This is a genomic window from Halomonas sp. ND22Bw (assembly GCF_003011945.1).
In the GTDB taxonomy this organism is placed as follows: domain Bacteria; phylum Pseudomonadota; class Gammaproteobacteria; order Pseudomonadales; family Halomonadaceae; genus Halomonas; species Halomonas halophila.
In genome coordinates this window covers 1-281 of sequence record NZ_PXWD01000635.1, presented here as the reverse complement: position 1 = coordinate 281, position 281 = coordinate 1, and the positions used below count along the sequence as shown (strand labels likewise).

Sequence of the window (281 nt, the reverse complement as noted above, 5' to 3'; positions counted from 1 at the left end):
CCTATCTGCCGTGGGTGTTCGAAGCTTGAGAGGATCTGTCCCTAGTACGAGAGGACCGGGATGAACATACCTCTGGTGGAGCTGTTGTGGCGCCAGCCGCAGTGCAGCGTAGCTACGTATGGACGGGATAACCGCTGAAGGCATCTAAGCGGGAAACCCACCTCGAAACGAGTACTCCCTTGAGAGCCGTGGAAGACCACCACGTTGAGAGGCTGGGTGTGCAAGCGCGGTGACGCGTTGAGCTTACCAGTACTACTCGCTCAATCGAGCTTGATCGCTCT

At 57.3% G+C, this 281-nt stretch carries 1 rRNA gene; it reads left to right on the top strand.

Going from position 1 to position 281, the window contains the following annotated elements:
• A 23S ribosomal RNA gene (locus CVH10_RS19690) occupies positions 1 to 278 on the top strand; the annotation flags it as partial.
• Between the last annotated feature and the right edge of the window lie 3 nt (positions 279 to 281).